Source organism: Winogradskyella eckloniae, from assembly GCF_013249045.1.
GTDB lineage: Bacteria > Bacteroidota > Bacteroidia > Flavobacteriales > Flavobacteriaceae > Winogradskyella > Winogradskyella eckloniae.
Genome location: NZ_JABRWP010000012.1, coordinates 94,625 through 101,409, shown reverse-complemented (window position 1 = coordinate 101,409; position 6,785 = coordinate 94,625). Strand labels below are relative to the sequence as shown.

Here is a 6,785-nt window from a genome sequence, read left to right as displayed (position 1 = left end):
GTTTAATTTTCCAGTTGTAAGTTCGTCTAAAATTTTCAGTTTAAAAGGTTCTGAATACCGTCTAATTACTTTGTCATTTTTGTACATAATGTTTAAAATTATGTAGCCTTTATTCAGGACGGGTCAATATGTTGCACAACGTGTTTGTGTATGGTTAGTTGCGTGGTTAAGCAACTAATTTAGTAAACAAATACTTGCCAGAGAAAATTCCGAAGGAATTTTCCAAATAAGCACTTGCCAAAGCAATTAATTATACACTGTGTTGTGCAACGTTTTTATTTTTTCGAACAGTTTATTTTCCAATTCAACCGATTTTTTCAAATTCACACTTTCAACTCCGTAAATCCAGTCATTTTGGTATTCAGTCCAATTAGTTTTTTCCGATGCAATTTTTTGTCCGATTTCGTTATTAATAGATTCAATTTTTTCAAATTCAGGGTTGGTCATTTTGAAAACTCGTACATAATTGTCAGCAATCAGTTCAGACAATATTTTTCCACAAACAAAGTCAGTTACGTTTTTAGTTTCTAATTCAGGATAATATTTTTTCACAGAATTATGCAGTTCATAAATTCCTTGAATACTATCATTTATTGCATCAATTAGAATGAATTTGATATGTTCTTTCAGATTATTTTTCATAATTAATTGTCCATATTAATTTCTAAATCAATATGCTTTTCTTTTTTCCATTCCGAAAAACTATCTCTAAAATGCATATGACAATTGTCGTTATTTTCAATGTGATTTTTGACCTTCTCAAAAAATTCGCATAATTTTAAAATATCATCTTTTGATGAAAAGATAATTCCTGATTTTCCTTCATCAGGAAAAAATCCGTCATCATCAGAATGAGATTTTGAAAGGTATATTTTCATATTATCTATATGTTTGTCAAATGTTGCACAACGGTTCGTGTATAATACGTTGCGTGGTTAAACAACTAATTTAGTAAACTTTTGCGAACCAGAGAAAATTCCGCAGGAATTTTCGTGAGTAATCAATACCAAGCAATGGATTATATACCTTGTTAGCAGCAGTTTTTTTTAGAATAAAGGGTTAGATTGGTCACAGAGATAAAAAGTCCTGCGTAATGAGGTAAATAGGCTTTAATGAACTCTCAACTCACGAATTACTCGGACGAGGAACCTGTCCTGCGTGAGAATTGGGAATTTTTGGATTCCAATTATGGTTTATCTGACTTAAAAATCTAAAAAAAATCGCGAAAAAGGAAGCTGGTAAATTTTGAGTGACTATTGCTGCTAACGTGTTTGTGTATGATTTCGTTGCGTGTTTCAGCAACTAAATTAGTAAACAAAAACGAACCAGAGTAAATTCCGAAGGAATTTCCAAGTAGGCGAGTACCAGCAATGAATTATACACGGTGTTATATAGATAATTCACTCAATTACTCTAAATTTCATCAAAACCCTTTATGTATAGTACTTTACAGATTTTTAGTAAAGTAAGATAATGCATCAAAATGCAATAAAATGCTTGTTTTGTTATACCTAATGTTGTACCTTAGTACTCGGTTGCACCGCTTTGCATACCTTTAAAACCAGTACTTTATGTCTTCAATAAAACTAATTTTAAGAAATAACAAGATAGATAAATCAGGTGAAGCACCTCTTTATTTAAGAGTTATAAAAAACCGAAAAACTAAATTCATTTCTTTAAGTCTAAAACTAAAGCTTAATGAATGGGATGAAGATAAACAAAAAGTAAAAAAGAATCACAGTAATTCAACACGCTTAAACGCTTACCTATCTCAAAAGGTAGCAGATGCAAAAGGAGAAATTGCAGATTTAGAAAGAAGAAACCAATCTACAACAGCTAGGAAGCTAAAAGAAGCCATAAAAGGAAAACCATTAACAAACTTCTTTGACTATTCAAATAATCGTTGTGAGAAGCTAAAAGACACTTTAGCGTATTCAACTTACAAGACTTACAGAACATATTTAAATAAGTTTGAAAAATTCGTAGGTCATCGTGAATTAATGTTTGAAGATATTACAGTAACCACTTTAAAAGATTATGCGTCTTATTGCAGTTCAACATTAGGTAATAATAATACAACTATCAATTTTTCTTTAAAGATTATGAAGATAATGTTCAAAGAGGCACAAAGAGAAGATTTGATACCTTTAGATTTATTTCCGTTTAACAAGTTCACAGTAAAAAAAGAAAAGAGTACAAAACGCTATTTAACTAACGAACAATTTGAGGCTTTTATGAATTTAGAAGTTCCAAATAAAGACAAAGCGCAGATTATTAAAGATATGTTTATTTTTTCAGTCTTTGCGGGAGGTTTAAGATTCGGAGATATGATAGAACTTAAATGGAAAAATTATGATAGAGTAAATGGAAAAATTACAAAAATCATTAGAAAAACGAACAGACAGCACAGTGTTAGAATAGGTCAAAAAGCGGTTGAAATATTAGAACGATACCAACAACAAGACCAGAGGCAAGAAGATATAATTTTCCCATTTGCTAAAATTGATAAAGCTTATTTTACAGATAAAGAACATAGAAGTTTATTAACAGGCAGAGCTATAGCATTAAGTAATATGTATTTGAGAAAAATGGGAGAACGGTTAGAGTTACCTTTTAATCTATCATTCCATATTAGCAGACATACTTTTGCTACTAGAGCTTTAAATAAAGGTATGCGTATAGAACACGTATCTAAATTAATGGACCATTCAGATATAGGTATTACGCAAGTATATGCAAAAATTATTAGTAGTGAATTAGATAACGCAGTAGACAAATATATTAATTAAAAAATGGAAGAATATTCAAAAATAGATATTGCATTAATAGATAAGTTTATCGTAACAATTGACGAATTTATTTCATTAAAAATCAACGGTCAAACAGATAAAGATAAAATGCTATTCTCATCATTTGTAAATGAAGAGGAAAAAAGCGATTACACTAAAGCTGAAATTAAGAAGATGCAAAAAAAGCTCACAAAATGTAGTCCAGATATAGCAGAATTTATAAGATGTTATATAAATCTTTCAGAGTTTGATATGCAAGATGATTCATTAGATGAGTTTAGAAAAAGGTTAATTAAAAATTTTCTATTTCAAGAGTTTAATGATGTTCTAGAAGTATTAAATATGAAATTCAAAAGCATTCAAGAGATAGATGATATTTACGAATTGTTTTGGGAAGAAGCAACAGTAGAAGGGTATTATGGGATTGACTATGTATTTGTAAGTCATTTTGTTAAATATATGGCAATAGCTGAAAGGTTAAACACTTTCAAAAGCTTCTTACAATATCATAAAGAAGAAACCGAATCAGAAGATACTAATGAGATTTATACCTTACTAAATACTATTAGAAATAAAGACCATACAGACTTACAATTATATAATATAGTAAAAGAACGCACACAATTAAATAAAGATGCTTTACAATACTTCTATAAAGATATAGAGATGTATTTGTTTGGCGAAAAAGATGACCTTGAAGGTAATTATTCAGAAGATGCAGCGGAACAAGCAATAGAAGACTTAAAAGCTAAAGGGCACACTAAAGATGATTTGTTAGGTTTAGGCTACATAAGTAAATATCCTAAAAATAGAATATTGTCGGATGATTCCAATCTTCCAACTTATTATATCAATAAAGAAAAATTATTCTTTCCGTTGGAGTTTTTTCCTATTTATCAATTGCAAGGTTTAATTAATGCAGAGTTAAGTAAAATTCAAGAAAAAGAACAACTTGTAAACCCTCAAACTAAGTGCACACCAAAACTTAAAACAGACCTTTCTGTTCCTCAATTAGCATTATTGTTTAAAATGATAAATGACTTAAAACCTAAAATATTTAATACAAAATCAGATGCCGAATTATTCCGTTTCATATCTGCTAATTTCCAAACCAAAAAATCTTCAGAAAAAGGAATTAGTACTCAAAAGTTAAGAAACGAATTTAATACCCCAAATTTAAAAGCTATTGAATTTTGGGAAAAACATCTACGTACAATGATATCTGAATCAAGAAAATTAAAATAATTTATTTCTATAAAACTCAATGTTTATAAGGGTTTTGTGTGGGGTTATATAACCCTATGTAACTGTTTTTGCTTCACTTCTTATCCAATATTTGCTTCAGAATTTAATAATAACATTAAAAAAAAGAAGTAAATGGAAGCAATCATTTTAAGTGCACAACAGTACAAAGAATTAGTAAATCGTTTAGACACACTAAACAAAAAACTAGAAGAAAAACAGAAATCACCAACCGACACATTTCTCGACAATCAAGAGTTTTTACAGCTAATGAATATTAGCAAAAGAACGTGCCAGAGTTGGAGAGATGAGGGGAAAATATCATTCTCTCAAATAGGCTCAAAAATCTATTATAGGATGAGCGATGTACAAAAGCTTTTAGATAAAAACTACAAACAAGCTTTTTCTAGCAAAAAGCGTAATTTTTAAATCTTAAAGTTATGCAAGCAGCCGTATCAGTTTTTAAAGACTTCGTAAACAAGATTGAGGATAAGCCTTTAGAAAAAATCCTTAATGACATCAAAATAGGGACTTATAAAGTCGAAATAAACACAATAAGAAACCTATTATCTAATAACAATAAACACAGCGCAGACCAACATAAAAAGCAATTAAAAGGTTTTACAGTATCAGGTACTTTTAACAATGGTAGAAGTATCGATAAAATAGAAACGTATAGCCAATATGTAATTTTAGATATTGATAAACTATCAGAAACACGATTAAAAGAATTAGTAAATCTTACACATTTAGCACCGTACACTTATGCTTCATTTATTAGCCCAAGTGGTAATGGTATAAAGGTAATAGTTAAAGTAAATACTAATAAAGAACAACATAAAGAAGCCTACAAACAAGTTGTAGCCTATTACGAACAAGCTTTAAGTATAAATATAGACACTTCTGGAAGCGATATTTGTAGACTTTGTTTTGTGTCTTATGATAAAGATTGTTTTATCAATAATAATTCAGACATTTTTGAGGTAATTTCAAAACCAAAAGAAATAGCACCAGCAGTAAAACAATTCAAACCAATAAGTAATAATATAGAAACTTATATATCCGAAATAGAACAAACTGCTACAGATATTACAGGTAATTACGAAACGTGGAGAAACTTAGGCTTTGCAATTTCAGAAGAATATGGAGAAGTAGGAAGAGAATACTATCACAGAATCAGCAGATTTTATATCAACTACAATTATCAAGAATGTAATGAGCAGTATAATAAATGCTTAAAAGCTAAAGGTACAGGGATTAGTATATCTACGTTTTATTATTTAGCACATCAAAACAATATAAAACCGTATAAAACACCTATTGAAGAAGAAGTTTTAACAACTAAAAAAGAGGAGTTAAAAGAAGAATTTGAAAGTAGTCCAACATTCTCAAATTCCTTAATTCCTCAACTTCCGCAATTGCTTCAAGATATGGTTAAGCACACTAAATCAGAACAAGAACAAGATTTAATGATATTAGGTTCAATAACAACTATTAGTGCTTGTTTACCTAAATTATATGGCGTCTACGATGGAGATAAAATTTATCCTAACCTATTTTTATTCGTAACAGCACCAGCGGCTTCAGGAAAAGGAAAAGTGAAATTTTGTAAACGTTTAGTAAATCGTATTCATAATAATATGCAGGAAGAATCAAAACTAATGAAAGAGGAATATAATACACAATTAGCACTCTATAATAAGAATAAAGGCAAAGACGCATCAATAAAGAAGCCTCAAAAACCACCATTAAAAATGTTGTACATTCCTGCAAATAATAGTTCGTCTGGTATGTTTCAATTATTGTATGAAAACAAAGGAAAAGGACTAATATTTGAAACCGAAGCAGATACTTTGGCTAAAAATTTCGCAAAAGATTATGGCGATTATTCAGATGGTTTTAGAAATGCTTTTCATCACGAACCAATATCATATTATCGTAAAACAGAACGCGAATATATAGAAATGAAAGAGCCTTGTTTATCTTGTGTATTAACAGGTACACCAAAACAAGTTTTGTCATTAATGCCAAATGCAGAAAACGGTTTATTTAGTCGTTTTATGTTCTATCAAATGCCAAGTAATACGAAGTGGAGAAATGTATTTGCAAATAGTACTAAGGGTGGTTTAAATGAGTATTATGATGTTTTAGGAGAACAGTTTTACGAGTTGTACAGTACGTTAAAATCAAATCAACCTATAAGATTTTCATACACAGAAACACAACAACAAGAGTTTCTAGAGTTTTTTCCTAAACTAAATCTGTATTATTTAAATGTCAATCCATTAGATTATGATGCTACAGTAAAAAGGTTAGGCATAATTGCATTTAGAATTAGTATGATTTTAACAGCAATTAGAATATTAGAAACAGGAGATATATCTGTTCAATTGTATTGTTCTGATAACGATTTTCAAACAACGCTCACAATGGTTAAAGCATTAATTAAACATAGTAGTAAAGTGTATTCAAGTTTACCTGTAGATAATACAAAGGTTAATTACAAAAACAAAAAAGAGCAATTTATAGAAGGCTTACCATTACGTTTTACAACACAGCAATATTATACAACAGCAATGAGTTATGATATTACTCAAAAAACAGCAGAACGTTATATTACTCAGTTATGTAAAGATGGTTTTATAGTAAGAGAATCACAAGGTAATTATTACAACCCATCAAAAGAATATAATGAGGGGAATAAGGGAACTGAGGATGTTTAGTATTATTTCCCTCACTTTCCTCATTTCCCTT

The 6,785-nt window shown here is 29.5% G+C and carries 6 protein-coding genes; 4 read left to right on the top strand and 2 right to left on the bottom strand.

Features of this window, described 5'->3' with window-relative positions:
- Nucleotides 1-246: 246 nt before the first annotated feature.
- Together HNV08_RS15880 and HNV08_RS15875 are read right to left on the bottom strand one after the other, a co-directional pair.
- Complete coding sequence (locus HNV08_RS15880; RefSeq protein WP_173282344.1) at nt 247-642, bottom strand: hypothetical protein; 396 nt, start codon at nt 640-642, stop codon at nt 247-249.
- A gap of 2 nt (nt 643-644) precedes the next feature.
- Nucleotides 645-878 carry a hypothetical protein gene (locus HNV08_RS15875; RefSeq protein ID WP_173282343.1) on the bottom strand — a complete coding sequence of 78 codons (234 nt, stop codon included), beginning with the start codon at nt 876-878 and terminating at the stop codon, nt 645-647.
- A gap of 693 nt (nt 879-1,571) precedes the next feature.
- Between HNV08_RS15875 and HNV08_RS15870 the strand changes: the two genes are divergently transcribed.
- The 4 genes from HNV08_RS15870 (at nt 1,572) to HNV08_RS15855 (ending at nt 6,754) form a co-directional block, all read left to right on the top strand.
- Nucleotides 1,572-2,789, top strand: a complete 1,218-nt coding sequence (locus HNV08_RS15870; protein ID WP_173282342.1) for a site-specific integrase — start codon at nt 1,572-1,574, stop codon at nt 2,787-2,789.
- A gap of 3 nt (nt 2,790-2,792) precedes the next feature.
- Nucleotides 2,793-4,034 (top strand): hypothetical protein, encoded by a 1,242-nt coding sequence (locus HNV08_RS15865; protein ID WP_173282341.1) that lies wholly within the window; start codon nt 2,793-2,795, stop codon nt 4,032-4,034.
- A gap of 132 nt (nt 4,035-4,166) precedes the next feature.
- Nucleotides 4,167-4,460, top strand: a complete 294-nt coding sequence (locus tag HNV08_RS15860; RefSeq protein WP_173282340.1) for a helix-turn-helix domain-containing protein — start codon at nt 4,167-4,169, stop codon at nt 4,458-4,460.
- An 11-nt stretch (nt 4,461-4,471) separates the two neighbouring features.
- On the top strand, nt 4,472-6,754 hold the full coding sequence (locus tag HNV08_RS15855) for a DUF3987 domain-containing protein (protein ID WP_173282339.1): 2,283 nt from the start codon (nt 4,472-4,474) through the stop codon (nt 6,752-6,754).
- Nucleotides 6,755-6,785 lie beyond the last annotated feature (31 nt).